The organism is Marinomonas sp. 63XJN7_7_ISO-PGPR-S23-202, from assembly GCF_056173505.1.
This window is the reverse complement of sequence record NZ_CM149677.1, coordinates 1898928-1924303: the sequence shown is the minus strand read 5'-3', so window position 1 is coordinate 1924303 and position 25376 is coordinate 1898928. Positions and strand designations below refer to the sequence as shown.

The 25376-nt window shown below is 44.0% G+C and carries 21 protein-coding genes; 5 read left to right on the top strand and 16 right to left on the bottom strand.

The window, feature by feature from the left end; translation table 11 throughout:
* Positions 1 to 59 precede the first annotated feature (59 nt).
* The 9 genes from sucD to sdhC form a co-directional block, all read right to left on the bottom strand.
* A complete protein-coding gene (gene sucD / locus AC0VYG_RS08890; RefSeq protein WP_067016293.1) occupies positions 60 to 932 on the bottom strand; it encodes a succinate--CoA ligase subunit alpha in 873 nt (290 codons plus the stop codon).
* 2 nt (positions 933 to 934) lie between these two features.
* Positions 935 to 2101 (bottom strand): ADP-forming succinate--CoA ligase subunit beta, encoded by a 1167-nt coding sequence (gene sucC, locus AC0VYG_RS08885; RefSeq protein WP_475431953.1) that lies wholly within the window; start codon positions 2099 to 2101, stop codon positions 935 to 937.
* 91 nt (positions 2102 to 2192) lie between these two features.
* The gene (gene lpdA / locus AC0VYG_RS08880) at positions 2193 to 3632 is read right to left on the bottom strand and encodes a dihydrolipoyl dehydrogenase (protein ID WP_475431952.1); all 1440 of its coding nucleotides are present in this window, start codon (positions 3630 to 3632) and stop codon (positions 2193 to 2195) included.
* 88 nt (positions 3633 to 3720) lie between these two features.
* On the bottom strand, positions 3721 to 5241 hold the full coding sequence (gene odhB / locus AC0VYG_RS08875) for a 2-oxoglutarate dehydrogenase complex dihydrolipoyllysine-residue succinyltransferase (RefSeq protein WP_475431951.1): 1521 nt from the start codon (positions 5239 to 5241) through the stop codon (positions 3721 to 3723).
* Positions 5242 to 5274: 33 nt separating this feature from the next.
* Positions 5275 to 8112: a 2-oxoglutarate dehydrogenase E1 component gene (locus AC0VYG_RS08870; protein ID WP_475431950.1), complete on the bottom strand. Its 2838-nt coding sequence runs from the start codon at positions 8110 to 8112 to the stop codon at positions 5275 to 5277.
* A 375-nt stretch (positions 8113 to 8487) separates the two neighbouring features.
* Positions 8488 to 9192 carry a succinate dehydrogenase iron-sulfur subunit gene (locus AC0VYG_RS08865; protein WP_475431949.1) on the bottom strand — a complete coding sequence of 235 codons (705 nt, stop codon included), beginning with the start codon at positions 9190 to 9192 and terminating at the stop codon, positions 8488 to 8490.
* A 13-nt stretch (positions 9193 to 9205) separates the two neighbouring features.
* Positions 9206 to 10978: a succinate dehydrogenase flavoprotein subunit gene (sdhA, locus tag AC0VYG_RS08860; RefSeq protein ID WP_475431948.1), complete on the bottom strand. Its 1773-nt coding sequence runs from the start codon at positions 10976 to 10978 to the stop codon at positions 9206 to 9208.
* A 3-nt stretch (positions 10979 to 10981) separates the two neighbouring features.
* Positions 10982 to 11329 carry a succinate dehydrogenase, hydrophobic membrane anchor protein gene (sdhD, locus tag AC0VYG_RS08855; RefSeq protein WP_475431947.1) on the bottom strand — a complete coding sequence of 116 codons (348 nt, stop codon included), beginning with the start codon at positions 11327 to 11329 and terminating at the stop codon, positions 10982 to 10984.
* Entirely contained in the window at positions 11323 to 11700 is a 378-nt protein-coding gene (sdhC, locus tag AC0VYG_RS08850) for a succinate dehydrogenase, cytochrome b556 subunit (RefSeq protein WP_475431946.1), read from the bottom strand. The genes sdhD and sdhC overlap by 7 nt, the downstream gene beginning before the upstream one ends.
* 568 nt (positions 11701 to 12268) lie before the next feature.
* Between sdhC and gltA the strand changes: the two genes are divergently transcribed.
* Complete coding sequence (gene gltA, locus AC0VYG_RS08845; RefSeq protein ID WP_475431945.1) at positions 12269 to 13549, top strand: citrate synthase; 1281 nt, start codon at positions 12269 to 12271, stop codon at positions 13547 to 13549.
* A 99-nt stretch (positions 13550 to 13648) separates the two neighbouring features.
* Here the strand turns inward: gltA and AC0VYG_RS08840 are convergent, their stop codons facing one another.
* Positions 13649 to 13873, bottom strand: a complete 225-nt coding sequence (locus tag AC0VYG_RS08840; RefSeq protein WP_475431944.1) for a hypothetical protein — start codon at positions 13871 to 13873, stop codon at positions 13649 to 13651.
* Positions 13873 to 15102 (bottom strand): DUF2066 domain-containing protein, encoded by a 1230-nt coding sequence (locus AC0VYG_RS08835; protein ID WP_475431943.1) that lies wholly within the window; start codon positions 15100 to 15102, stop codon positions 13873 to 13875. The genes AC0VYG_RS08840 and AC0VYG_RS08835 overlap by 1 nt, the downstream gene beginning before the upstream one ends.
* A 116-nt stretch (positions 15103 to 15218) precedes the next feature.
* Here AC0VYG_RS08835 and purM point away from each other — a divergent pair, with 116 nt between their 5' ends.
* The 3 genes from purM to AC0VYG_RS08820 all read left to right on the top strand — a co-directional run bounded on the left by purM (position 15219) and on the right by AC0VYG_RS08820 (position 17664).
* The gene (gene purM / locus AC0VYG_RS08830) at positions 15219 to 16277 is read left to right on the top strand and encodes a phosphoribosylformylglycinamidine cyclo-ligase (RefSeq protein ID WP_475431942.1); all 1059 of its coding nucleotides are present in this window, start codon (positions 15219 to 15221) and stop codon (positions 16275 to 16277) included.
* Positions 16274 to 16924 carry a phosphoribosylglycinamide formyltransferase gene (gene purN / locus AC0VYG_RS08825; protein ID WP_475431941.1) on the top strand — a complete coding sequence of 217 codons (651 nt, stop codon included), beginning with the start codon at positions 16274 to 16276 and terminating at the stop codon, positions 16922 to 16924. The genes purM and purN overlap by 4 nt, the downstream gene beginning before the upstream one ends.
* A 62-nt stretch (positions 16925 to 16986) precedes the next feature.
* Positions 16987 to 17664, top strand: a complete 678-nt coding sequence (locus tag AC0VYG_RS08820; RefSeq protein ID WP_475431940.1) for a DUF3108 domain-containing protein — start codon at positions 16987 to 16989, stop codon at positions 17662 to 17664.
* Positions 17665 to 17671: 7 nt separating this feature from the next.
* Here AC0VYG_RS08820 and mobA read toward each other — a convergent pair whose 3' ends face one another.
* The 4 genes from mobA to AC0VYG_RS08800 all read right to left on the bottom strand — a co-directional run bounded on the left by mobA (position 17672) and on the right by AC0VYG_RS08800 (position 22831).
* Positions 17672 to 18274: a molybdenum cofactor guanylyltransferase gene (gene mobA / locus AC0VYG_RS08815; RefSeq protein WP_475431939.1), complete on the bottom strand. Its 603-nt coding sequence runs from the start codon at positions 18272 to 18274 to the stop codon at positions 17672 to 17674.
* Positions 18275 to 18354: 80 nt separating this feature from the next.
* Positions 18355 to 19035 carry a helix-turn-helix transcriptional regulator gene (locus tag AC0VYG_RS08810; RefSeq protein WP_475431938.1) on the bottom strand — a complete coding sequence of 227 codons (681 nt, stop codon included), beginning with the start codon at positions 19033 to 19035 and terminating at the stop codon, positions 18355 to 18357.
* Positions 19036 to 19143: 108 nt separating this feature from the next.
* Positions 19144 to 20487 (bottom strand): HlyD family type I secretion periplasmic adaptor subunit, encoded by a 1344-nt coding sequence (locus AC0VYG_RS08805; protein WP_475431937.1) that lies wholly within the window; start codon positions 20485 to 20487, stop codon positions 19144 to 19146.
* A gap of 4 nt (positions 20488 to 20491) precedes the next feature.
* Positions 20492 to 22831, bottom strand: a complete 2340-nt coding sequence (locus AC0VYG_RS08800) for a type I secretion system permease/ATPase (RefSeq protein ID WP_475431936.1) — start codon at positions 22829 to 22831, stop codon at positions 20492 to 20494.
* Positions 22832 to 22983: 152 nt separating this feature from the next.
* Here AC0VYG_RS08800 and AC0VYG_RS08795 point away from each other — a divergent pair, with 152 nt between their 5' ends.
* Complete coding sequence (locus AC0VYG_RS08795; protein WP_475431935.1) at positions 22984 to 23358, top strand: hypothetical protein; 375 nt, start codon at positions 22984 to 22986, stop codon at positions 23356 to 23358.
* Positions 23359 to 23413: 55 nt separating this feature from the next.
* Here the strand turns inward: AC0VYG_RS08795 and AC0VYG_RS08790 are convergent, their stop codons facing one another.
* Positions 23414 to 25369 (bottom strand): bifunctional diguanylate cyclase/phosphodiesterase, encoded by a 1956-nt coding sequence (locus AC0VYG_RS08790; RefSeq protein WP_475431934.1) that lies wholly within the window; start codon positions 25367 to 25369, stop codon positions 23414 to 23416.
* Between the last annotated feature and the right edge of the window lie 7 nt (positions 25370 to 25376).

Here is a 25376-nt window from a genome sequence, read left to right as displayed (position 1 = left end):
AAAAAAATCCCTGCCTAGGCAGGGATTTTACTATAAAGATTTATAGTGAAATTATCGACTTACCAGCCAGTAATTTCTTTAAGTGCAGAACCGATGTCCGCTAGAGAGCGAACTGTCTTAACACCTGCATCTTGTAGTGCAGCAAATTTCTCATCAGCCGTACCTTTACCGCCAGAAATGATCGCACCAGCGTGACCCATACGCTTACCAGCAGGTGCCGTTACACCAGCAATGTAAGACACAACAGGCTTAGTCACGTTTGCTTTAATGTAAGCAGCCGCTTCTTCTTCCGCTGTACCACCGATCTCGCCGATCATAACGATCGCTTCAGTTTGAGGATCGTTTTGGAACATTTCTAAAATGTCGATGAAGTTAGAACCTGGGATTGGATCACCACCGATACCAACACAAGTAGATTGACCGAAGCCTGCGTCAGTCGTTTGCTTAACCGCTTCGTAAGTCAATGTACCAGAACGAGACACGATACCAACTTTACCTGGCAAGTGAATGTGGCCAGGCATGATACCGATTTTACATTCACCCGGTGTGATAACACCTGGACAGTTAGGACCGATTAGGCGAACACCCAGCTCGTCACACTTCACTTTGCAGTCAAGCATATCAAGTGTTGGTACACCTTCCGTGATACAAACGATCAACTTGATACCAGCGTTCGCTGCTTCAAGGATAGAATCTTTACAGAAAGGCGCAGGTACGTAGATAACAGATGCTTCTGCGCCTGTTTCTTCTACGGCTTCTTTTACTGTGTTGAATACAGGGAGGCCTAGGTGAGTTTGACCACCTTTACCTGGTGTTACGCCACCAACCATTTTCGTTCCATAGGCAATTGCTTGCTCAGAGTGGAATGTACCTTGGCCGCCAGTGAAACCCTGACAGATTACTTTAGTATCTTTGTTAATTAGAACAGACATTATTATTTGCCCTCCGCAGCTTTAACAACTTGTTCAGCTGCGCCTTTAAGACTTTCTGCAGCAATGATGTCTAGACCAGAGTTCGCTAGAACTTCACGGCCTTTTTCTGCGTTAGTACCTTCAAGACGTACAACAACAGGCACGTTAACACCTACTTGCTCTACCGCACCGATGATACCTTCAGCAATCATGTCACAACGTACGATACCACCGAAGATGTTAACCAATACCGCTTTAACATTGCTGTCAGAAAGGATGATTTTGAATGCTTCAGCAACACGCTCTTTCGTTGCACCACCACCTACGTCTAGGAAGTTAGCAGGCTTACCACCGTGTAGGTTAACAATGTCCATTGTACCCATTGCTAGGCCAGCACCGTTTACCATGCAACCAACATTACCATCTAGTGCAACGTAGTTTAGTTCCCACTGTGCTGCATGCGCTTCACGCTCATCTTCTTGAGATGGATCGTGGAACTCTTGCATTTTTTTCTGACGGTACACTGCGTTGCTGTCGATGTTGATTTTACCATCTAGACAGTGAAGATTACCTTCGTCAGTGATAACAAGAGGGTTGATTTCTAGTAGTGCGAAATCGTAGTCGTGGAACATTTGCGACAAGCCAAGGAAGATCTTAGTGAACTGCTTGATTTGAGCAGCATTTAGACCCATTTTGAACGCGATTTCGCGTGCTTGGTAAGGCTGTGCACCCACTAGAGGATCGATGATCGCTTTGTGGATTAGCTCAGGGGTTTCTTCCGCCACTTTCTCGATTTCAACACCGCCTTCAGTAGACGCCATGAAAACCACTCTACGAGTTGAACGGTCAACAACGGCACCTAGGTACAACTCGTTCGCGATATCGGTGCAAGATTCAACTAGGATTTTAGCAACTGGCTGACCTTTTTCGTCAGTTTGGTAAGTTACAAGGTTTTTACCTAACCAGTTTGCTGCAAATGCTTTTACTTCATCATAAGAATCAACAAGTTTTACGCCACCAGCTTTACCACGGCCACCTGCGTGCACTTGAGCTTTTACAACCCACTTGTCACCACCAATTTTTTTCGCTGCTTCCACGGCCTCTTCAGGCGTGTCTACTGCGTACCCTGTAGATACTGGCAGGCCGTATTCAGCAAAAAGCTGTTTAGCCTGATATTCATGTAGGTTCATTTGATTCTTCCGCTCATATAAATGATTGAGATAAGCTCCGCCCATTAAGGGCAGAAATTACCGGCTCAAGGCCGGCAAATCGAATTACGTATTAACGCTTTTTACGGTTAGCAATATGAATTGCATGACCGTCAACAGCCAATGCAGCTTCATGCACCGCTTCACTCACTGTTGGGTGAGCAAAGACAGTCAATGCAATATCTTCTGCAGTTGAGCCGAATTCCATTGCGATGACGGCTTGTGCAATCAAATCAGCAGCTTGACCACCGATAATGTGGCAACCTAGGATACGATCCGTTTCTTCATCCGCGATGATTTTTACGAAACCGTCAGTATCATTTGCTGCCATCGCACGACCAGATGCCGCAAATGGGAATTTACCCACTTTGTATTTAACCCCTTCCGCTTTAAGCTCTTGCTCGTTTTTACCAACCCAAGCAAGTTCTGGATGAGTATAAATAACAGATGGGATGCAATCGTAGTTCATTTGTGCTTTATGGCCAGCAATAATATCAGCGACCATAACACCTTCTTCAGACGCTTTGTGTGCCAACATCGGACCACGTACGATGTCACCAATAGCGAAAACGCCAGGAACAGAGGTGCGGCACTGTTCATCTACGAATACAAAACCACGCTCGTCCAAGTCTACACCAGCATCGCCAGCTAAACAGCCATCAGTGAATGGCTTACGGCCAACAGCAACGATCAGCTTGTCAAACGTTTCTTTTTGCTCTTCACCTTTTGCATCAAGGTAAGTCACTTCGACTTCTTCACCGTTCACTTGGCTGCCAGTTACACGAGCGCCAGTGCGAATATCTAGATCTTGTTTCTTAAAGATCTTGGCGGCTTCTTTAGAAAGATCCTGGTCACATAGGCTTAAGAACGACTCTTGCGCTTCAAGCACAACGACTTCAGAACCCAAACGAGCCCAAACAGAACCTAACTCAAGACCGATGACACCAGCACCAATGACGCCAAGACGTTTAGGCACTGAACGGAACTCCAACGCCCCTTCGTTATCAACAATGATATCGCCAGTACGAGGAGCTGGTGGAATGTTCACAGGTACAGAACCCGTCGCTAGAATAACGTTTTCTGCTTCCAACGTTTGTACAGAACCATCGTGCGCAGTGAATTCCACTTTTTTGTTAGCAAGCAATTTACCAAAACCTTCAAAGCTCGTTACACCGTTTGCTTTGAAAAGGCCTGCAATACCACTGGTCAATTGATTAACAATTTTGTCTTTGCGATCAACCATGGTATTAACATCCATGACCACATCACCAACAGTGATACCATGAACACCGTAAGACTCTTTCGCGTCATGATATTTGTGAGAGGAATCTAGAAGCGCTTTCGATGGGATACAACCCACGTTCAAACAAGTACCACCTAGACGAGGTTTATCTTCTTTGTCCAACCACTTTTCGATACAAGCAGTTTTAAGGCCTAGTTGAGCTGCACGAATAGCTGCAACATAACCACCAGGGCCACCACCGATTACAATAACATCAAATTTAGTAGACATATGCGTTTCCATTTATCTTGTCGAACTGTTGTGGCCCTTTTAAGACCACAACAAAGTCAATTCATAACATTTGTTCTGCTACGAATACTTAGATTTCTAGTAAAAGACGAGCTGGATCTTCTAGAAGCTCTTTGATTGTCACCAAAAATTGTACGGCTTCCTTACCATCAATCATACGATGGTCATAAGAAAGCGCTAGGTACATCATTGGCTGGATAACAACCTGACCATTAACCGCCATTGGACGCTCTTGGATTTTATGCATACCCAATATAGCGGTTTGTGGTGGGTTAATGATTGGCGTTGACATCAAGGAACCGAACGTACCGCCATTGGTAATGGTAAAAGTACCACCTTGCATGTCATCTATGCCCAACTTACCATCACGGCCGCGAACAGCGAAGTCCATAATGCTAGATTCGATATCAGCAAGCCCCATGGCTTCTGTATTACGAAGTACTGGAACCATCAAACCACGATCAGTCGATACGGCGACACCGATATCTTGGTAGCCATGGTAAACCATATCATTACCGTCAATAGAGGCGTTCACCGCAGGGAAGCGTTTAAGCGCTTCAGTCGCTGCTTTTACAAAGAAAGACATGAAACCAAGCTTAGTACCGTTATGGGTTTTCATGAACAATTCTTTGTACTTCTTACGGATCTCCATAACAGGACCCATGTTCACTTCGTTGTACGTCGTCAACATAGCGGCTGTTTGTTGAGCTTCAACAAGACGCTTCGCGATTGTGGCACGTAAGCGTGTCATTGGAACACGTTTTTCTATGCGACCATCCGCACCCAATGCAGGCATAGCGGCAGGTGCCGCTTTCGCTGGTGAAGCAGACGCAGAAGGTGCTGCCGCTGGTTTGGCTTTCACAGCGGCATCAACGTCTTCTTTTGTAATACGACCACCTTTACCAGTGCCTTTCACTTGAGACGCTGTTAAGCCCGCTTCTGCTAGGGCCTTGCGTGCAGCTGGACCTGCAACACCGTCTTCGTCGCTGTCTGACTCTGCAGCAGCTGGAGCCGTCTCTTCAGCAGCTGGAGCGGCTGCAGAGCCAGAAGCACCTACTAGGAATGTACCAAGTACTTCCGCGCTTAGTACCGTCTCGCCTTCAGCTTTTAGGACTTCACCGATTACACCGTCAGCTGGCGCAACCACTTCAAGCACAACTTTATCTGTTTCGATATCAACGATATGCTCGTCACGAGCACACGCTTCACCTGGCTGTTTGTACCAAGTAGCAACTGTGCCGTCTGCGACAGATTCTGGGAAAGTTGGTGTTTTGATTTCTACTGTTTCTGTTGCTGAAGAAGCTGCTGCTGGAGCAGCTTCTTTCTTCTCAGCCGGTGCGGCAGGCGCTGCCGCACCAGATTCAAAAGTAGCAAGGACTTCCGCACTTAGAACAGTGTCGCCTTCATTTTTATGAACTTCTTTTAGTACGCCATCAGCGGGTGCAACCACTTCTAAAACAACTTTGTCTGTTTCAATGTCGACAATGTGCTCATCACGGGCGCAGGCTTCGCCTGGCTTTTTGTACCAAGTAGCGACGGTACCGTCTGCTACGGACTCTGGGAAAACAGGTGCTTTAATTTCAATACTCATTTTATACCCTTATCTCTCTGACAGGCTATGGTGCTAACCAACAATGGCTGCGTTGACTAGCGCTTCTTGTTCTTCAACATGGACAGACATATAACCAGCGGCAGGCGCTGCGGACGAAATACGACCAGCAAAACGAATAGACAGTTTTGGATATAGCTTTTCCAACACTCGAGTCATACGGTGACGGTTAGAATGCCAAGCACCTTGGTTTTTAGGCTCTTCTTGACACCAAACCAAACTCTCAACATTTTTGTATTGCCCCAACACTGACTCAAGGTCATCGTATGGGAATGGATACAATTGTTCTAAACGAATCACTGCGACATCATCTTTTTCAAGTTCATCACGACGATTAATCAAATCGTAGTAAACTTTACCACTACACAACACAATGCGTTTTACCTTGTCTGCTTCAATGGCTTGCGACGTTTCTGGCAACACTGTTTTGAAGCTGCCTTCGGCCAACTCTTCTAATGTTGAGATCGCTTGCTTATGACGCAACAAACTCTTAGGAGACATGATAACAAGCGGACGACGCATAGGGCGAATGGCTTGACGGCGAAGAATATGGAAAATCTGTGCTGGTGTTGTTGGAACACATACTTGAATATTGTATTCCGCACACAACTGCATAAAGCGCTCAAGACGAGCAGACGAATGCTCTGGGCCTTGTCCTTCATAGCCATGCGGCAACAACATGGTCAAACCACACAAACGTCCCCATTTATGTTCACCACTAGTAATGAACTGGTCAATAACCACTTGTGCACCGTTCGCAAAGTCACCAAACTGCGCTTCCCAAATGACCAAGCCTTTTGGAGAGGTTGTAGAGTAACCATATTCGAACGCTAACACCGCTTCTTCAGACAAGAAAGAATCATAAAGATCTAAAGTAGGCTGATCATCAGAAAGGTGTTTTAGTGGGATGTATGTACTGCCGTCTTTTTGGCTATGAATCACGGCATGGCGATGGGAGAAAGTACCACGACCTGAGTCTTGACCTGTTAGACGAATAGGATAACCCTGCTCTAGCAAGGTTCCAAAAGCTAACGTCTCTGCGTATCCCCAGTTAAGAGGCAACGCACCTGCTGTCATTTTATCGCGATCTTGGTAGATTTTCTGAACTTGACGCTGAACCACAACACCGTCAGGAATAGCCGTTAGTTTTTTCGCCACTTCTTGCAATTGAGCAAGCGGATAAGTTGTGTCACCCGCATCCGTCCACTCGACTCCAATGTAGGGTTTCCAGTCAACAAACAACTCCGATTTAGGCTCAAGTACTAGACTCTTCGCAACATGACGGCCATCGTCTAAGTCCTGGCGGTTCTCACCAACCATTTCTTCAGCTTGGGCTTTCGTTAAAACATTCTCAGCAACCAAGCGTTCCGCATACAATGTACGAGTTGTTTTTAACTTGTTAATCACACTGTACATCAAAGGCTGAGTACCTGAAGGCTCGTCCGTCTCATTATGTCCACGACGACGGTAACATACCATGTCGATGACAACATCGCGACCAAACTCGTAACGGTAGTCTAATGCCAATTGAGTAACAAACAACACAGCCTCTGGATCATCTCCATTTACATGGAAAATAGGCGCCTGAATCATTTTCGCAACATCGGTTGCATACTCAGTAGAACGTGAGTCATCCTGACGGTTAGTCGTAAAACCAACCTGGTTGTTAATAACAACGTGAACCGTACCACCCGTGCGGTAACCACGTGTTTGAGACATCTGGAATGTCTCCATCACCACGCCTTGCCCTGCAAATGCAGCGTCACCATGAATCGAAATAGGCACAACGGTTTTACCGATTGTATCTTTACGACGATCCTGACGAGCACGAACAGAACCCTCTACTACTGGCGAAACAATTTCCAAGTGTGATGGGTTAAAGGACAACGCAATGTGCACCTCACCGCCCGAGGTCATTACATTAGAAGAAAAACCTTGGTGGTATTTAACATCACCAGAGGTATTAACCAGTTTTTTACCTTCGAATTCGTCAAACAGATCTTTAGGGTTTTTCCCTAACGTATTAACTAACACGTTTAAACGACCACGGTGGGCCATACCAATCACAACTTCTTTCGCTCCTAATGAGCCAGAGCGTTGGATCAGCTCGTTTACCATTGGAATTAAGCTCTCACCACCTTCTAGGCCAAAGCGCTTCGCCCCTGGGTAACGACTCGCTAAGTATTTTTCAAGACCTTCTGCGGCGGTAAGCCGCTCTAACAAATTCTGACGAGTTTCTGGGGAAAATTCTGGGCGGGATCGAACAGATTCAACACGTTGCTGTAACCAAGCTTTTTCTTGGGTATCAACAATGTGCATAAACTCATAACCTATAGAACTACAATAGGTTTTTTCAAGCTCAGCAATGATTTCGCTTAGCTTCATAGATTCCTTGTTAAAGAACAAAGAACCCGTTTTAAATTGAGTATCAAAGTCAGCACCCGTTAACTGGTGGTAACTAATATCAAGGTCAGCTACTTTTTCACGCTTTCGAAGCCCTAGCGGGTCTAACGATGCGTGCTGATGACCTCGAACACGGTAAGCATTAATCAGTTGTAACACATTGATTTGCTTCTGCTCATGGTCTGAGCTTGCAACAACACCCGTTGATACAGGCATTGCGCGAAATTTATTTTTGCCAATTTCTAAAAATTGCTGCTGAATTACTGAGTGCGGTAGATCTGTTGATTGAGCCTCACTTACGCGAGGTAGTTGATCAAAACATTTCCGCCACTCTTCCGATACAGAGTTCGGATCGACTAGGTAGCTTTCAAACAACCCCTCAACATATTCCAAGTTTCCACCTGAAAATTGAGAAGTGCTCCATAGCAACTCCATTAAACTTTCGTGCATTCTCGATCACCCTTATGTTCGAGCCAGCTACCGGAGTCCCGGTATGAATTTATCATGCATTCGATAACTCCAACAGGCCCGTTAAGGCCATAAAGCCTCGATTTATTGTTAACTTGCCACCACAATTGTTTTGTACACTTATGCGTTAAACTCATGTGTAGAGAGGATTTATCCTATCCAATCAATTAAGCGAAACATAATCAGTACCGCTTTAAAGTACTGTTATGCTAGCACGTAACAAATTCTAAAGCGTTTTGATTGCATTCTCTATATTGAAACATGCAAAAACGGCGGCATTGAACAATTCCATTCAAGCCGCCTAGACTTTAGCTTCCTCTTACCATCTAGATCCGGTTAAGAGAAAGCTAAGATCGATCAGGTTGCTCGTTGCAAAAGCATGGTGCGAATATTACCGATTGCTTTCGTAGGGTTCAAACCTTTCGGACAAACACTCACACAATTCATAATACCGTGACAACGAAACACGCTAAATGGATCGTCTAACTCGCTTAGGCGCTCTTGAGTTGCTGTGTCACGACTGTCCGCTAAGAAACGGTATGCTTGCAACAAGCCAGAAGGTCCCACAAATTTATCTGGGTTCCACCAGAAAGATGGACAGGCGGTTGAACAACATGCACACAGAATACATTCGTACAAACCATCTAGCTTTTCACGCTCTTCAGGACTCTGCAGACGTTCAATAGCAGGCACTGGCGTATCATTAAGAAGATAAGGGCGAATTTTCTCATACTGCTTATAAAACTGCCCCATATCTACAACAAGGTCACGAATTACTGGCAAACCTGGTAGTGGTCGCAACACTAATTTGCCATTTTTCACGGCTTGTGAAACGGGTGTAATACATGCCAGGCCATTTTTACCTGATATATTCATCCCATCAGAGCCACACACACCTTCACGGCAAGAGCGACGCAGAGAGATAGTTGGATCTTGCGCTTTTAACAAATTCAACACATCCAATACCATCAGATCTTTACCCGCAGGCAAATCAATTTGGTAATCCTTCATGTATGGCGCATCATCCACTTCAGGATTGTAACGATAAATACTAACTAACATTCTGAGTTACTCCTTAGTATTTGCGAATCTTAGGCGGGAAAGGTTCCATTGTTTTGGGCGCAAAATTCACATCACGCTTAGTAACGGCTTTGCTTCCAGAATGGAACAACGAGTGCTTCAACCAATTTTCATCATCACGCTCAGTAAAATCATTACGAGCATGGGCACCACGGCTCTCTTTACGGAATTCAGCTGGAATGGCGGTTGCTTCAGCAATCTCCAACAGATTCTCAAGTTCCAGCGCCTCAATACGTGCGGTATTGAATGCTTGACTCTTATCTTCAAGATTTAGGTTTTCAACACGCTTACGAACCTTTTCAAGCTCTTTCAAGCCTTTTTGCATGGATTCGCCATCACGGAATACACCAAAGTACAATTGCATCACTTTTTGCAGATCAGCTCGAACCGCAGCAACACTTTCTCCACCTGTTGTATTGTTCAATCTCTCTAAGCGAACCATCGCTCTTTCGATGTCGGTGTCATCCGCATTGAGCGACTCAAACCCTTCATCCAAAGATTTTTTAACATGCAAGCCAACGGAACGACCAAACACAACAAGGTCAAGTAGAGAGTTACCACCCAAGCGGTTAGCACCGTGTACAGATACGCAAGCGGCTTCGCCACATGCATACAAGCCATGAATGATAGCGTCTTGTCCAGCTTCGTCTTGCTTCAAGGCTTGCCCACTCACATTCGTAGGAATACCGCCCATCATATAGTGACAAGTTGGGATAACTGGGATCGGCTCTTTCACTGGATCAACGTGAGCAAAGGTACGCGAAAGCTCAAGGATACCTGGTAGACGTTTATTAAGAGTTTCCTCTCCCAAGTGATCCAATTTTAGAAAAACGTGATCTTTATCTGGACCACAACCACGTCCTTCAAGAATTTCAATAACCATTGCACGCGCAACAACGTCACGACCCGCAAGGTCTTTCGCATTAGGCGCATAACGCTCCATGAAGCGTTCACCATCTTTGTTGATCAGATAGCCACCTTCACCACGACACCCTTCAGTAACAAGCGTACCCGCGCCATAGATGCCTGTTGGGTGGAATTGCCACATTTCCATATCTTGGGCAGGGAAACCTGCACGCAATGCCATCGCAACACCGTCACCCGTGTTAATGTGAGCATTGGTAGTCGATTGGAAAATACGGCCAGCACCACCGGTAGCAATAACCGTTGCTTTCGCTTTTAAATAAACGGTCTCGCCTGTTTCAATACAAATTGCAACAACACCGACCACGGCATCGTCTTTATTTTTCACCAAGTCGATTGCATACCACTCATTGAAGAAAGTCGTGCCGCCTTTAAGATTACCTTGATACAGAGTATGCAACAGCGCATGACCTGTACGGTCCGCAGCAGCACAAGTACGTGCCGCTTGAGTGCTATCATTTGGACCTTTAGATTGGCCACCAAAAGGGCGCTGATAAATACGGCCATTTTCTTTACGAGAAAATGGTAACCCCATGTGCTCAAGCTCAAAAACGGCTTGTGGACCAACAGAACACATGTACTCGACCGCTTCTTGGTCAGCAATGTAATCTGATCCTTTTACGGTATCGTACATATGCCAACGCCAGTCGTCATTTGGGTCCTCACTAGCGATTGCACAAGTAATACCACCTTGAGCCGATACTGTATGAGAACGCGTTGGAAATACTTTGGTGATACAGGCCGTGTGCAAACCAGATTCAGTTAACTGAAGTGCGGCGCGCATACCAGAGCCGCCACCGCCAATCACGATGGCATCAAAAGAAATCGTACGAATATTAGCCATTACTTATAGCCCCCAAAGAACCTGAATGCCCCATACGATGTAAATAAACATCAATAAACCGCACAGAGCTTGAAAAAAGAAACGAATACCAGTTGGCTTAATATAATCAGTAGAAATTGACCACAGACCAATCCAAGAATGCATGCCAATGGACAACAATGTCATCAAACTGAAAACACGCATCCAAGTTGAACTGTAAAGCGCACTCCACTGTTCAAACGTAAGATGAGGGTGCAATAAAAGATAACCGATAATAAAAATGGTATAGAGCGACAATACCACAGCGGAAATACGCTGCATCATCCAGTCATAAAGACCAGAGCGGCCAAAGCTTGTAATTTGAGTTACCATATCCACACCCCAGCTAACACAATTAGAACCACTGCAATAAGAATGTTTGCAATAGCTGCATTACGTCCACTTTCTAATTCTTCAAAGTGTCCCAAATCCATAAACAGGTGTTTAACACCTGCGACGAAGTGATACATCAATGCTGATACGACACCCCAGATAACAAACTTAGCAAGGAAGTTTGTCTGAAGCATATTCACAACCTGATCAAATCCTTGTTGAGACTCTAAAGAAACATCGAACGCATACAATAAGAAAATCAAACCTATAAATAGGATAATCCCCGTCACACGATGAATAATAGATACGATTGCTGTTAACGGCATTGATATTGTTGAAATATCAAGGTTGACTGGTCTTTTTTTATTCACGACTATTTACACCATCTTATTAAGTGAATGGTCCATCACGACCCAATTTCTATCTGCGAACCTAACGAAATTTTTACATTACGTTGTCGCACCATAGGCCTATTCGAAAATTGCATCGATTTGCAAACGACATTTTCTGTTCAAGCAACTACTCTTGAATGGTATACGCCGACAAATCAATGAAATCATCGGGAATGCAATTATAGACTAGCGAAAATTGGGAAGACAAATAGACTGGAGCTAGGGTTTTCAATGGTCGCCATTCACAAGCTGAATGTACCCATAAGCCGTAACAATAATGGTACTTAATTACAGCTTAGATATTGTTATTTAATAAAAAATATTTATTATTTTTCAACTACTTAAATAACAAAAAGGATTAAAAATCTTTATGAGAATGGTTTTTATTGTCAGATAATTACAAATAAATTTACAATATTGTAAACTCTTTGCAAGTGTAGAAGATTGACTTTTATAGTGCTGAGACAGTATTTTTTCCCCACCTTCTGGGTCAGGAGGGTCTTTTTTGACTTCTTAGCCCCGGACCAGAATTCGAAGGAGAGCATAAATGGCCGATAAAAAAGCACGACTTACCGTAGACGGAATCGATAAAACCATCGAACTTCCCGTTATTTCAGGCACCCTTGGCACAGATGTTATTGACGTACGTGGTTTAGGTGCAAATGGTGTTTTCACTTACGACCCTGGCTTTATGTCCACAGGCTCATGCGAGTCTGCTATCACATACATTGATGGCGAAGCTGGCATACTGCTACATCGAGGTTATCCCATCGCTCAACTTGCTGAGCACTCAGACTATCTAGAAACCTGCTACCTTCTGCTTTACGGAGAACTCCCAACAGCAGAAGAGAAAAAAGAATTTGTCGACATGGTTGGCGCTCATACTATGGTCAACCAGTCGATGCATAAGTTTATCGAGGGGTTTAGAAATGACGCCCACCCGATGGCGATTATGTGTGGATTAGTTGGCGCCCTGTCCGCTTTTTATCAAGATCACATGGACATCACCAATCCAAGACACCGTGAAATTGCTGCATTCCGCTTAATTTCCAAGATGCCAACACTGGCGGCAACTTGCTACAAATATTCTAAAGATCAGCCCGTTATGTACCCTCGTAACGATTTGTCCTATGCTGAGAACTTCCTTTACATGATGTTTGCAACACCTTGTGAAGAATATAAGGTCAACCCTGTTTTTGCGAAGGCAATGGACACCATTTTTGTCCTGCATGCAGACCATGAGCAGAATGCTTCAACCTCAACCGTCCGCCTTGCTGGCTCTTCAGGTGCGAACCCATTTGCCTGTATTGCTGCTGGCATTGCAACACTATGGGGACCTGCCCATGGTGGAGCAAACGAAGCGGTTCTTACCATGTTGGAAGAAATTGGTGACGAAGATCAAATTGAAAAATACATTGCCAAGGCCAAAGACAAAGACGACCCATTCCGTTTAATGGGCTTTGGACACCGTGTCTATAAGAACTTCGATCCGCGCGCCAAAGTAATGCGTGAAACTTGCGATCAGGTCTTAACAGAACTTGGTCAATCTGATGATCCGTTGCTAAAAATTGCAAAACGCCTAGAGCAAATTGCCCTTGAAGACCCTTATTTCATAGAGCGTAAATTGTATCCAAACGTTGACTTCTACTCTGGCATCATCATGAAAGCGATTGGCATCCCAACGAGTATGTTTACGGTTATTTTTGCGATGTCCCGCACCATTGGCTGGATTTCTCACTGGAACGAGATGATCAGTGGACCTTATAAAATTGGCCGTCCACGTCAATTGTATGTTGGTAAAACCCAACGCGACTATCCAACCAAATAATCATTAGCTGTTCGCTAATAATTACAACTAAAAAACGCGCCTTTCGGCGCGTTTTCTTTACTAAACTTCCATCACCTAATATCGATAATTTAAATTCTGCTATTCGTCTTCTTCAACGATTTCGGTAATCGTTTTAGAAGCGCATTTCACACACTCCCCCTCAATCCAAACATCATTCCCTTTTGCGTATTCCACGGGATTTTTCATCCCTAAGTCCATCTCCATGCACTCATTACACCAAGTCTGAGATAAAAAATCCGCTTGCTCGGCCTCATCTCTGACATAAAAGTCACGCTTGATAATTTTATCTTGCTGGTCAGACACTACTGGGCTCCACTGTATTTAAAATATTCAATATTGTTGCTCACACTCGGAGCACTCGAATCGGTAGAGGATACAGGATCTGGTGTTTGCGAGGTAGCAGCAGACTGCTGAGTCGTCTCGACAGTATTTGCTGAAGGCATTTCTGCCCCACCAGTATCCGCCTGTGTCGCTGAAGCCTCTACCACCGGAGCCTGCGTCAAAGGCGGCGGTGAATCGGCCTGTAATAAGCTACTCAACTGAATACTATCCATCAATTTTTGCTTATCACCGTTGATGGCAACAGAGAACACGACAGAGTTATTGGTCGCTTTCACCACATACACATCTCTCACCACCCCCACACTCTCTAAATATTGCTGAATTTTCTGCATGGCAGCGTAATTCGTAACACCGGAAACAGACAAATCAAGGCGACTCTCCGAGGCACTGTTTCGAACCGCAGCATAACGTTCAGATAATGCCTTTGCCATATCGGCACTGGCTTGATCTGCTAAATCCTGCAAGTTAGAGCCAGTCAGCGAAAATTGCTGGGTATCATTACCGATTATCATCAATAAACTTCCCGTCAAGGAACCCGCATATTGCGACACACGCAATGCCGCGATAGCATCAGTCTGGTAGCGTTGACTAGCGCTTCTGATAGTGTCTACAAAAAAGCCCCACACATCCGAAGGCGAAATAGCCGCAGCATCCACTGAGTCCATCAAAGGCGCATAAATGGGCACGCCATAGTTTGTCGATGACACAGCTAAGTCATTCAATAATGGCGAAGGAGAGTTTGCACCAGATAAAGTACGAACCCCATTATTATCATCCACCGCCCAAACCAACACGGACGGTCGATTATTCCCCCACACAGGTAAGTTGTGCTGAGTCAAAAATTGGTCGATTGACTCGTGATAGAAAAACACATTGATCTGCTTACCCGCCACCAAATCACCATTTACTGGCAGCAAATCCTTCAATGAGGTCACAGAATGCTGCGCAACCCATGTTGGAGCGGCTTTTTGCGCTTCTTGTAACAGGTCGCCAGTTATTGCCGTTTTATCGCCCGACACTCTAATCAACACTTGCTTGACCGCTTGAGAAAATGCATCGCTTAACATTTGATCTTCAGACTCGGTGGCCGGTAATTTAATACTGGCTCGATATAAATCTTTAACCGGAACAGCAGACGCCATCGACACATAAAAAATACTGATTAAAAATAAAAAAATACGGATTTTCATAGCCCCTTCCTTCGTTTATTTGCTTATTCTACTGCCTTAATGCCAAAGAACCATAGCCCTAATGTGCCACTATGTTAAAATGCCCTCTTTTCCCCGCACATGATAAGGCATAGGCAATGACCAAATCGGATAAAACATCGATTAGTTATAAAGACGCAGGCGTTGATATCAACGCTGGAAACCAACTTGTTGAGCGCATCAAAGGCGTTAGCAAAAAAACTCGCCGTCCAGAAGTAATGGGGGGGTTAGGTGGATTCGGCGCATTAACCCGCCTTCCGACGAAATACAAAAACCCTATTCTTGTTTCGGGTACTGACGGCGTTGGCACTAAACTTCGCCTAGCCATGGACCTCAATCAACACGACACCATTGGCATTGATTTAGTCGCCATGTGCGTTAACGACCTCGTTGTTGCAGGCGCAGAGCCCCTTTTGTTCTTGGACTATTACGCGACAGGTAAATTAGATGTTGACGTGGCAGCAAGCGTCGTCACCGGCATTGGCGAAGGCTGTATGCAAGCGGGCTGTGCACTGGTTGGCGGCGAAACGGCAGAAATGCCAGGCATGTACCACGATGGCGATTACGACTTGGCAGGCTTCTGTGTCGGCGTTGTTGAAGAAGAAAAGATCATAGATGGTAGCAAAGTGACCATTGGCGATAAACTGATCGCTCTTGGCTCCTCAGGCCCTCATTCTAATGGCTACTCTTTGATTCGAAAAATTCTCGACGTCAGCAAAGCCGATCTCAATCACAAGATCGACGGTGTTGCACTGAAAGATGCGCTAATGCAACCCACTCGCATTTACGTTAAATCCATTCTTAAGCTAATGGAAAGTATCGATGTGAATGCCCTCGCTCATATTACTGGCGGTGGCTTGCTTGAAAACATCCCGCGCGTTCTTCCTGACAATACAGCGGCACGTATTGACGCTTCTAGCTGGAAACGCCCCGCTGTGTTTGATTGGTTACAAGAACAAGGAAATGTTGAACAAGAAGAAATGTACCGTGTTCTTAACTGCGGCGTTGGTATGGTATTGTCTATTGATGCCAACAAAGCCGATGAAGCCTTAGCCATTCTAAAAGCAGAAGGTGAAAATGCTTGGGTTATTGGTAACATTTGTGAGCGTACGGATAGCAAAGAGGTACTTATCTCTGACCTAGAGGCACAGGCATGAGTTTCCCCATCGTTGTCTTAATTTCTGGCAGCGGTAGCAACTTGCAAGCTTTGATTAATCAAAGCTTGCAAGGGAGCTTAAACATAACCATCAGCGCCGTGATCAGCAATAAGGCCGACGCTTATGGACTCGAAAGAGCCCAAAAAGCGGGTATACCAACTCATGTGCTGGATCATAAAAGCTATGACAGCCGCGAAGAGTTTGATACAGCATTACAATCTGCTATTGACCAATACCAACCCAAGTTAGTGGTGTTGGCTGGCTTTATGCGAATTTTAACGGAAGATTTTACTCGGCATTACGAAGGAAGAATGCTCAATATTCACCCTTCTTTATTGCCCAAGTTTAAAGGGTTAAATACGCACCAACGCGCGATTGATGCCAAGGAGACAGAACATGGCGTGTCGGTACACTTTGTAAGTGCAGAACTGGATGCTGGCGCGGTGATTGTACAAGCGCGGACTCCAATAGAACCATCGGATACAGCCGATACGCTTGCCGAAAGAGTTCATAAACTTGAGCATATTATATACCCTTTAGCGATAAAGTGGTTTAGTGAAGAACGCCTGACACACCAGGACAAATATGCTTTTTTGGATGGTCAAAAACTGCCCGTGAACGGCATTGATTATCAGGAAAAGCCATAATGATGTGAGGACAGACGAGTATGATATATCTAAAGAAGTCACTATTTACTTTGGTAACCTTAATGACCATATCATTACTCCCTGTCCAAGCAGCCAGTTCCGCCGACTCTTTTTTAACCCCCTACTCCGCTGTCTACAGTACTATTTGGTCAAAAGGCATCAAACTAAAAATTGAAGGAAAACAAATACTTAAAAAAACCTCTAACAATCAATGGGACTTTATTTTCACTGCAGATAGCCTTATTGCTTCCCTAGATGAAAGGGTACATTTTGAGGTAAAGAATCACCAAATACTCCCTCTTCATTATCAGTATAAAAGCAGCTTACTTGGCAAAAAACGCAGTGCCGTACTGGACTTTGATTGGCATTCAATGAAGGTACGCAACGATGTTAAAAATATACCTTGGTACATGCCAATCGAGCCTAATACTGTCGACAAGTTGAGCGTTCAGTTGCAAGTTAGAGAAGATGTAAAACTAGGAAAAAAACGATTCAGCTATAAAATTGCTGATGGAGGACACATTAAGACATGGACCTTTAAACGAGACAAAGAAGAAACCATTAACACCAAACTCGGACGCATTAAAGCCATTAAAGTCACCCGGACAGATAACCTCGATAGCGGAAGAAAGTCCTCATTTTGGTTCGCTCCTAAGTATGATTACCTTTTAGTTAAGCTTGTTCACAAAGAAGGTGGTCAATCGTACGACCTAGATATTGAATCCTTTAAAAAAGGCTAATTTTAGCTTACGAATGACGCGGCTCCAATTGCTCAGAGTAGTTAATATTAATCAACTCCGCCTCTTCACACCAACTTAAAGACTGGCAACCATGAAATTCATAAAACGCCATGACGCTTTTTTTCATATTTTGAGCAAGAAAAGCGGATAAAGCAGATAACGCAGTCGAAACGGGAAGAACTGCATGCAATGGATGACGACCTGTTGGTGTCACAATGTAATGGATTTTCTCCGGCTCACGTTTGATGGCATCGAGTAAAGCATGAAAAACATTTGAAGAAACACAAGGGCTATCACAAGGCGAAAGCAGTAGAAATCGACTCGTTGCGTTATGTAAACCCACCATAACGCCTGATAAAGGACCTAAATTTTGATAATCCGCTAAGTCTGTTATCACCTCAAAACCTAGCGCCTTATAGTCCTCTTGATGTTGGTTTGCGTTAACCACGACCACAGATGTTAATTCTTTTAAGGCCATCGCCACGGACACCACCATAGGCACGCCTCGAAAGCACTGTAGCCCCTTCTCCTTGCCTAACATTCGCTGGGCTTTGCCACCAGCCACTATCAGAGCAGAAACCTCTTCATTATCATCATGATGAAAGGACACAGTCGTAACGCTCCTAAAAGTCACATTCTATAACCACCATACAATGGGTTGAGCAGTGAAGATATCTATCAACCACAAATCTAATGAACCAGTTTAGGCGAGTTTTGCACCAATAACGCCAAGGACAAACGATCTTTCGTGTGGGTTTTTTTAAAGATTGCCGTTAAATGCGCTTTAACCGTTCTTTCAGTAATGTCCATTTCAGTCGCTATTTGCTTATTAGATAAACCATTTGAGACAAGTGTCGCCACATCACGCTCTCTATCTGACAGGTCCACTAGCGTGTCTTTTTCGTCTTCCCCCCTCAGTAATGAATCTTGCTGATCATTATGTGTGCTTGTTTCTGTTAACGACGCGGATTGAGCAATCAGCCTATTGATAAATGCCTTCCCTCCCCAAATTTCTCCAGAATCAACCACGGATAACACTAGCTTCAGTTGTTCTCTTCCTATGTAAGGAGAACACTGCCCTAATACACCAACAGAGAAAAGTCGCAGCGCGGCAGCTTGGCTCGCTTGATTAGGAAATACAATTATAATTTGTTTAGGGTACTTACTTTGTAAAGAAACAACACTCTCCACATTGGCTGAAAAATTTTTATCCGCCAAATAAATGAAACAGTACTTATACTTTTCTTTTGAGGCCAAAGCGCTATCGATTTCACTAAAGTCATGCTCACGGAACAGCGTAGCATTAGAATCAACCACGTTATTCCAATGATTCCAAACAGCCTCATCAGTACTCAGACACAATATCTTCAAAGTATTCCTCTTTCTTTATGCAATACTGATAATAAATCTTACGAAACTCTGCCTATTAGAATCGTTAACTTTTGTTACACAACGGCTATTTCTAAAAGAAATTTGTAATTATCGTTCATGCAGTGCATTCTCTTTGGCCTTTAAGATGGGTTTAAACAAGTACTGCAAAAGTGTTTTTTTACCCGTAACGATATCAACCGTTGCTTGCATACCAGGAATAATTGGCAGTGGATTTTTTTTGGTCCCAAGGTAATTATGATTAGTTCGCACCCGAACCAAATAATAACTTCGTCCTTCTCTATCAGATTTATCGACAATGGTATCGGCACTAATGGTTTCTACATGGGCTTTTAACCCCCCATAAATAGAAAAATCATAAGCGGTCAGTTTCACCATAGCAGGTAGACCTGGCTTAATAAACCCAATGTCTTTAGGTTTTATTTTAGCCTCAATCAATAGAGTGTCATCAATGGGTACGATATCGATTAAGTCCATCCCTGGCTTGACAACGCCACCGATGGTATTAATTTGAATCTGTTTAACAATGCCATTCACAGGTGAGCGCACTTGTGTCCTAGACACCTTATCTTGTAATGAGAAATTCGCTTGCTTCAATTGGTCTAACTTATTTTGCACCTTATTAAGTTGCTCTTGCGCATCAGACATAAACTTTGCATCACTTTCCACAAGTTTATTTTGTGCTTCCTTAAGCGCCGAGTGAGCCCGAGGGATTGCAAGCTCCGTGGCATTAAGCTCTCCTTGTATTTTATTCACATCACTCTCTAACTGTAACAGCTCTACTCTCGAGACCGCTCCCTGCTTAAAAGCAGGTCTTGTCAAAGTAAGCTCTTCAGACGATAACTTGTAGCTTTTCTTAAGGTTTGCTAACTTCGCTTTTTGTTCAATGATTTCTTGTTTTTTTTGATCGACCTGTTGTTGGAAAACTTGTTTGTTTGCTTGCAATGACTCTATTTGACTATTATACAAATCCATCTCACGAGCGACTAAATTCGGATACTTTTCAGCAAAAGACTGACTAAAAACAGGTTTCTTACCATCTACTTCCGCTTGTAAACGAACAGAACTGGCGTATAAGTTCGTTGATTCTGCTTCCTGTTCACGAAGGGAAGACAAGGCTGTGGAGTTATCAATGGTCATCAGTATTTGACCTTTTTTCACAGTAGCCCCTACTTGGGTGTTAATTGTCTTTAATATACCGCCCTCTAAGTTTGAAACTTGTTGAACCTGCTGCGAGGGAATCACCGTCCCAACCCCAACCGTTCTCTCCGTTAACGTTGTATGATCCGCCCAAACTGCCGCAATGGCGAGAAAGATAAAGATCACCCACAAAATGATACGCCCCCCCCGTGGACTTTTAAGCATTAAGGCGGAGTTGCGATCACTTAAGAACTCAAGGTCTCTTTGTGCTATATTTTTTTTACTGTTTTTCATATGCTTAGCTAACCTTCAGCCGGCCTTGTCGTAACGCTTCATGCACTTGTGCTTTCGGTCCATCTGCTATCAGACGACCATTATCCATGACAATAATTCGATCTACCATATCGAGCATAGATGCTTTATGGGTAATGAGTATTAACGTCTTATCTTTCATGGTATTCATTAATCGACGCTTCATACGAGCCTCCGTAGTGTTATCCATTGAAGCCGTCGGTTCATCTAAAATAAGAATTGGTGGATCAAAGAGTAACGCTCTGGCAATGGCAATACTTTGTCGCTGTCCACCGGATAGTTGCATACCACGCTCTCCAACAATACTATCCAAGCCATTCGGCTTACGGTTAGCAAACTCGGAGACACCAGCTAATTCAGCCGCACGAACAACGGCTTCATCTTCCATATAGGGCACCCCCATCAGAATATTGTCTTTGATGGAACCGTAAAACAGGGTGACATCCTGGGAAACTGACCCCACATTACGACGCAGATCCGTAGGGTTGATTTGTCGGACATCCACTCCGTCAACACGTACAGCACCATCAATAGGGGTATACAACCCTGTCATCAATTTACCTAAGGTCGACTTACCGGAGCCAATTCGGCCAATAATGGCGACTTTTTCACCCGCATTAACAGTGAAGTTTATATGACTAAGCGCGGCCTGTTCTTGCTCTGGATAAGCAAAGCTTACTTCATCAAACTGAAAGCCCCCTTCAAAACGAGGTCTATGCACAAACTTAACGTCATCCGGATTTTCAACAGGTGACCCCATAATGCTGTTAAGGGCGGTAAAAGCTGATTTGGCTTGGTTATACCGAGTGGCCAACCCCGCAATCTGACCCACAGGACCAAGCGCACGACCAGTCAGCATAACCGATGCGACAAGCGCCCCCATTGACATATGTCCTTCTGAGATTTGGTACACGCCAACAATCACAATCACCACTGTGGTTAAATGTTGCACCATCATGGCAAAGGACGAACAAGATTGTGACAATTGACGGGTTTTTACCCCCCAATCAGCGATGTTACCCACTGCACTTTCCCATTGTTTTTGTAAGACGCCTTCAGCATTATTTAACTTGACGCTTTCGGCGTTATATAAGCTTTCAATGAGTATGGCGTTTTTCTGGGAAGAAGTCTTTTGACTTTCTTCTATTGAACGTTTTAGAGGCACCTGAACAATAAAGCTGTAACCCAAAATCAAAAAAATACTCACAATGGGAATATAACCAACAGGCCCACCTATCAACCAAATCACCGCGATAATGAGAAACATAAAGGGAAGATCAACCAATGTGGTAATGGAAGCAGAAGTGATGAAGTCGCGGATACTTTCAAATTCCTGAAGGTTTTTTGCAAATGCACCGACCGATTTCGGCCTAGACGACATAGTAATATTGTTAACCCTAGAAAAAATCTTCGAAGAAATGAGAATATCTGACTTTTTCCCTGCAATATCAATAAAGTAGGCTCGCAGTGTTCTGAGAAGAAAATCAAATATATAAATGGTTACCACGCCAACAGCCAATACCCATAATGTATCAAACGAGTTATTTGGTACCACTCGATCATATACGTTCATTGTAAACAGAGGGCTGGCCACCGCAAAAATATTGATCAACAGCGAAGCAATAAAGACATCTCGATAAATCCGCCAAGATTGCGTAATCGTCCCCCAAAACCAGTGTTTATGGGAGGCCTTTTCATCTTCATGCTGAGAGCGTCGATCAAACTTGTATTGAGGACGAACGAAAAAACAATAACCTGAATAGGTTTCATGAAGATCGTCTAGCTCAACCTCTACCTCCCCTTCCCCCGATTCTGGGCGGAGTATCGTTGCCGTATGGCCGTTCTTATCGACACGCAGCAAAATACAAGCTTGTTTATCATGCAAAAGCAACACCGCAGGCAACACCATATCGGGTATTTTACCAAACGGGCGCTTTACAAAACGCGAGCTAATACTGATGCGTTTAGCCGCACGCTTAAACATTTCAGGTGTCATTTCGTTATTCGTAATGGGCAAGCCCGATGCGATGGAATCCGCCGAATAAGGGTTATGAAAATATTTACTCAGCAAAACCAAGCAATCTAACAAGGGATTGGGATATTCTAACGATGCCCCATCAATTTTCCATTGAGGCTTAGGAGGGACTGGCTCGTCCTCATCATTTTCTGATGAGGACGTTTCATTTTGCGGCTCATTACCTTCTAACTCTTCATTTTCCAAGTCAGTATCAGATGACTCATCCTGTTCCTTTGTCGTATCATCTGGATAAGGTGTCGTCTCAAGTGAAGCAGAATCGTTCTGTTTTGGACTGGTGGAGTCAGACATACTGCAGATACCCTTTAAAATATTGTAAAAAACATAGGTTTATTTTGCTAAGCTTATACATAATGACTATAGAATAGAGCTTATTACAAGCGAAGGGAAGAACGCTTCTTTATAGAGACAAACATATAAGTTAATACATAACAGGAGCTTAGATGCTTTACGCCAAATTAAACAAAGAAGGGCATATCATCGATGTTGCGACGTCGCAATCCGATGAGTTCACACAACTTGTCGCCCCTAATGATCCCGTTGTTGCCGCGCTTCTTGAAGAAAAGCTTAAGTCATCTGAAGCCAGCACCGAAGACATACTAAAAAATTCGGACAATGAAATGATGAGGATTCTAGAAGACCTTATCGACCTGCTAAGTTCCAAACGATTGATTCAATTTACCGAGCTCCCTTTAGCGGCCCAGAAAAAATTACTCAGTCGTAAGTGGATTCGTGGTGTGCACAGTAACAACTACGATGAGCACCTTATTCTAGAGGACAGCCACAAAATGAACGGGCATGAAGACTCTCTTATTTAATCTTCATGCCTATTGCGAGCCCTCAGCGTTATGTCACTATACCGCCAGATAGATATTACATATCTGACGGTAGGCCAATTGCGTATCCTTGTCCACCCACAACATCAAAACGCTGCAAAGTAGACAGTTGATTTACACTCTCTATTCCCGTTGCAATGACTTGAATATTTAAGCTGTTGAACATTTTACACAGAGTCTGCATAAAAAAGGACTCTGACTCCCTACCCGAAACCAACTTCGTATAAGAAGGATCGACTTTAACATAATCAGGCATCAAAACTTGTAAATAGTGGAAGGCCGAAAACTGCTTACCAACATTATCAATGCCAAAGACTACCCCATGATGCTTTAGCATTTGAGATAAATCAAAGGCATAATCTTCTGAAGCGAGAACGCTTTGTTCCGATATTTCAAACACCAAAAAGTGGCGTAATCGCTCATCTAGCCCTTTCAATATACCATCCAACCAATCAATAAAGGACGGTTTAATAAAGGCCGATGCCGAGATATTGACAGCCAATGGAGAGGTCAAACGATCCTGACGTACTTTAATGTAGGCAATAACCCGTTCAATAATCACTTGGTCTACTTGGTCACCTAAATCAAACTGCTCTGCTAAACCAATAAAGTAGCCAGCATGATATTGCTTACCTTCATATTCAAGACTGGAAAACACCTCCTCATGTAGGGTTCCTAACTCACCCTCGAATAATGCAACTCTTTGCTTACGTAAAGTAAAGGCTCGGTGCTCAATGGCATATTCCAACATTTCCCGCCATTCGATACGACCAATCGCCATTTCCTGACCTGTTTTGACGTCAAACACTCGACAGGTATTTATACCCGCCATTTTGGCCTCTCGCAATGCGGCATCGGCTTGTGCCATAGCACTAGAAACGTCAATGTCTCCGCTAATAACCACCGCTCCGATATTAGCAACCGCATCGGAATAACTGATCTTAGACGTCACTAACTCCAATAAACTCTCCATCATGTCATTCACAAGATACTTCAACCTATCCTGATCAACATTGGGAATCAGAATTACAAAGTCCGCACCAGACAAACGCGCAACCGTCGCGGCCGATGGTAAGCTCATCACTTTACCGGTTAATATTTGAGCCGCCGAGCGAATAAATAAATCCGCCGCCTCATACCCTCTCTCGTTATTTAACTTGGCCAGGTCAGTCAAACTGATTAAGGCGATTCCATCCATGGTTCGATCATTACTCGCGAAATACGCTTTCGCTTGCCGATCAAAAAAATGTCGATTGCCAAGCCCACTAACAGGGTCTTGAAATGCTTTAGATTGCAGCCATTGCACCGCGTTTGCCTCAGCCTCAAACTCCTTCTCTAGTTTTTCAGCCATTCTATTCATAGACAAAACAACAGATTTGAGCTCTCGCGTTTTAGGGATCTTAGTCATTTTTAAAAAGCGACGCTGCTGAATCGCTTCCGCTTGCTTCTCAACTTCTGACAGCGGTTTAAAAAGCCAACGTAATCCCAACCAACCCAATGCAACCATTACTAATCCAATCACGATAAATGATATAAGTAAGTCACGTGAGGCTAGCCAAAGCTGGTAATAGCCGTACCCAGCACTGCCAGTAATATACACTTGCCCCAACTCGTTCCAACCATTTGATACAACCGCATTCGCAACAGGGACATTAAAATTAATCAGATGAATAAACCACTGCGGGACCCCCACAATTTTGGTTTCATTTTTACGGATAAGATCGGTGTTATCGGCATAAAAATGCACGCGCACTTCTGAAAAATAACCACTGTCAAATACTGCATTGACTGTACTAACGATGGATGCTTTATCTTTGTCGGCCATGTAACCGGACAATGACATACTTAACGAGGTCGCACTGTCCTGAGCCGTTGATGCTAATTGGTTGACTAGATAACTTTTTGTCGTATTAAAGTTAATTCCCATCACGGCAATCAGGACCAACGACAAGATGACAACAATCATCATCAGCAACTGGCGGAATAATGTCATCTGATTC

Coding starts and splice junctions, on each gene's coding strand:
- gltA (WP_475431945.1), top strand. CDS start 12,269: ATGGCCGATAAAAAAGCACGACTTACCGTAGACGGAATCGATAAAACC.
- sucD (WP_067016293.1), bottom strand. CDS start 932: ATGTCTGTTCTAATTAACAAAGATACTAAAGTAATCTGTCAGGGTTTC.
- AC0VYG_RS08805 (WP_475431937.1), bottom strand. CDS start 20,487: ATGAAAAACAGTAAAAAAAATATAGCACAAAGAGACCTTGAGTTCTTA.
- AC0VYG_RS08795 (WP_475431935.1), top strand. CDS start 22,984: ATGCTTTACGCCAAATTAAACAAAGAAGGGCATATCATCGATGTTGCG.
- lpdA (WP_475431952.1), bottom strand. CDS start 3,632: ATGTCTACTAAATTTGATGTTATTGTAATCGGTGGTGGCCCTGGTGGT.
- sdhD (WP_475431947.1), bottom strand. CDS start 11,329: ATGGTAACTCAAATTACAAGCTTTGGCCGCTCTGGTCTTTATGACTGG.
- AC0VYG_RS08870 (WP_475431950.1), bottom strand. CDS start 8,112: ATGCACGAAAGTTTAATGGAGTTGCTATGGAGCACTTCTCAATTTTCA.
- AC0VYG_RS08800 (WP_475431936.1), bottom strand. CDS start 22,831: ATGTCTGACTCCACCAGTCCAAAACAGAACGATTCTGCTTCACTTGAG.
- AC0VYG_RS08835 (WP_475431943.1), bottom strand. CDS start 15,102: ATGAAAATCCGTATTTTTTTATTTTTAATCAGTATTTTTTATGTGTCG.
- sucC (WP_475431953.1), bottom strand. CDS start 2,101: ATGAACCTACATGAATATCAGGCTAAACAGCTTTTTGCTGAATACGGC.
- AC0VYG_RS08865 (WP_475431949.1), bottom strand. CDS start 9,192: ATGTTAGTTAGTATTTATCGTTACAATCCTGAAGTGGATGATGCGCCA.
- sdhA (WP_475431948.1), bottom strand. CDS start 10,978: ATGGCTAATATTCGTACGATTTCTTTTGATGCCATCGTGATTGGCGGT.
- AC0VYG_RS08820 (WP_475431940.1), top strand. CDS start 16,987: ATGACCATATCATTACTCCCTGTCCAAGCAGCCAGTTCCGCCGACTCT.
- AC0VYG_RS08790 (WP_475431934.1), bottom strand. CDS start 25,369: ATGACATTATTCCGCCAGTTGCTGATGATGATTGTTGTCATCTTGTCG.
- purM (WP_475431942.1), top strand. CDS start 15,219: ATGACCAAATCGGATAAAACATCGATTAGTTATAAAGACGCAGGCGTT.
- purN (WP_475431941.1), top strand. CDS start 16,274: ATGAGTTTCCCCATCGTTGTCTTAATTTCTGGCAGCGGTAGCAACTTG.
- odhB (WP_475431951.1), bottom strand. CDS start 5,241: ATGAGTATTGAAATTAAAGCACCTGTTTTCCCAGAGTCCGTAGCAGAC.